The organism is Bradyrhizobium sp. 31Argb (genome assembly GCF_043638955.1).
In the GTDB taxonomy this organism is placed as follows: Bacteria; Pseudomonadota; Alphaproteobacteria; order Rhizobiales; family Xanthobacteraceae; genus Bradyrhizobium.
Map to the genome: position 1 here is coordinate 1 of NZ_JBEGDB010000529.1, position 2,169 is coordinate 2,169.

At 59.7% G+C, this 2,169-nt stretch carries 2 protein-coding genes and 1 pseudogene; all 3 read left to right on the forward strand.

The window, feature by feature from the left end:
- Positions 1–200 (forward strand): hypothetical protein (locus AAFX91_RS41015; protein WP_394570272.1); only part of this gene is annotated, 200 nt, incomplete at its 5' end.
- Between the two features lie 838 nt (positions 201–1,038).
- On the forward strand, positions 1,039–1,557 hold the full coding sequence (locus tag AAFX91_RS41020; protein WP_394570273.1) for a MobC family plasmid mobilization relaxosome protein: 519 nt from the start codon (positions 1,039–1,041) through the stop codon (positions 1,555–1,557).
- 411 nt (positions 1,558–1,968) lie between these two features.
- Positions 1,969–2,088 (forward strand): annotated as a pseudogene (locus AAFX91_RS41025) (plasmid partitioning protein RepA); the annotation flags it as partial.
- Positions 2,089–2,169: the final 81 nt, after the last annotated feature.

A 2,169-nucleotide genomic window follows, 5' to 3' on the forward strand; every position in this document is an offset into this window, starting at 1 on the left:
TTGCCTTCAGTGCCGCGTCGATCTTGCGTCTCGTCTTTGTCGTCATCATGCGCTCCGTCTATCAAACGGAGCAGCCCTTTTCGGTCTCAAACTATCGCAGACTAGGAATAGCAGCAGGTGGCTTAAACCTGTGGAATCCGGCCGTTCGCCGCAGGCGCGATAATCACAAACCTTGGTTAGTTGCGGTGCGCCCAATATAGGCCGAGCGACTGTCGGCGAGCATCAACGACGTTTCGTACGCGCGACCGGCGGGCCGGCAACGGTCGAGGAGTGCGTCCTACTGGCTCTCGCCGTTATATGGATATGCCCATCTTAGAACGTGTTGACGCTTGCCCGGCGCTCAAAGCGCTTGAATCGACCGTAGCGTCAGGTTGTAAGGCATGGCACAGCAGGACCGGATTCCTTTGCAGAGGCGTCATATCGGGGAACCACATCACGAGTGTGACAAGATCTAAGGCGGGCTGCGCGCGCTGCAAATGCAGACGATCTCTGTAGTGTCTCGGTGTTGGCGACAAGCCTGGTGCGCGTGGACTAACGATGGGAAGCGCTGCAACCGACGGCGCCGACCCGCAATAGCACGACCGCTGCTGACGTCGCGTCGGCCTGGGATTCGATAAACAGACGAGAGTCGCAGGGCAGAGCACACCAGTGAAGTATTTGCATTTAAAGAGAGGCTGTTGAATCAATAGCGACGAACCGGCTTGGCTTACAGTGCGGATCGCCATGTAGCCGCCCTTGCTGCGATTGCGATCGTGGCCGCGTTGTGCACGGGATTCGCTCGCGCGCGAGAGCGGAGGTAGGAAGAGATCTTGACGTCCCGCAGGCCAGACATGATGCGCTTCTGTGACCGCTTTACAGGACGTGGTGACGCGGACGCGGTCATGTTCTGTCTTAGGGACAGTTTCAAAAACTTGGGTGTCGAATGTCGACGAGTGATGCCGACCGCGGCAGAGAGAAAGGGAAGGCCGAAACGAGGCGTCAACAATCTTCCAATTGTGCTCCATCGGATGAGTCACCGGAGCGCGGCAATTTGAGTGCATGGCTCTGATCTCTCTTCGTGTCTCCGACGAAGTTGCGGCGGAGTTCTCGGCTTTTGCAGCTACCCAAGGCGGCAAATCCGCGCTGCTGCGGCGTCTCATTGCTGATGCGCTAGCTGCACCAGCGCCGCGTATCTTGGCGTTGCCGGTCGGACGCCCGGAGAAGGTGACGGTGCGATTTCGCGAGAGCGAGATGCGGCAGCTCGCGGAAGTCTCGCGTCAGCGAGGCATGACTCGAACCGGCTGGATTGTCGCGCTGGTGCGCTCGCGGTTGGGATCACCTGTGCAGCATTCCCCGAACGAGCATGACGCGCTTCGCGCGATCGTTCGCGAGCTCAACCGGATCGGCGGCAACATCAACCAGATCGCGCGGGCGGCAAACACCAGTGTGCTGCAGGGCAGGGCGGTTGAGCCTGATCTGTCCACAATTCAAGAGGCTAAATTGGTCATTGAAGCGGAACTCGCGCAATTGCGTAGCGCGTTGCACGGCAACGCGGATTATTGGGATGGACGGCGATGAGCCGGCGCTCGCCGCGGCCGACCGATATGGCCTCCGAACTTCCGCCGATCTCGTATATCTGGGAAACGCCCAATCGGCGTCCACGGCGGGCCGAGTGGGATATCCCCGATCCTTCCGCTCCGGGCCGCCTTACGCCGGCGATGCGCGCAAAGCTCGAACGCATCGTGCGCCGAGCGCCGGAGGTGATGGTCAAGATCACCGGCCGGACCAAGAGCGTGGGGCATCTCAAGTCGCACCTCGCATACATCACGCGAAACGGCGAGCTCGACGCGGAAACAGAGCAGGGCGCGACGCTGGCAAGCCGTTCCGGATTGAAAGACCTGCAGCAACGCTGGGAGGATGATGCCGATCTTGACGACAAGCGCCGCCGTATGCGTCGCTTTCGATCAACATCATTTTGTCCATGCCGATCTCACCTTCGGCGCACTGTTTGCCGCCACATCGGTTCTGATCACCGTCCATCCCCAGATGCTTGACGTGATGTCGATGTCTCAGTTCCTGACCATGCTCGGCGACCTGCTGGATGTGATCGCTTGTGACCTGCCACTGAGTATTTCCTCCAGAAGGAGTTAGAGTCCGGCCCGAAGAAGGACGGACAGATGAAGCGAGCAA

Excerpts from the sequence above, each read along its gene's own strand:
- AAFX91_RS41020 (WP_394570273.1), top strand. The coding sequence starts at position 1,039 with ATGGCTCTGATCTCTCTTCGTGTCTCCGACGAAGTTGCGGCGGAGTTC.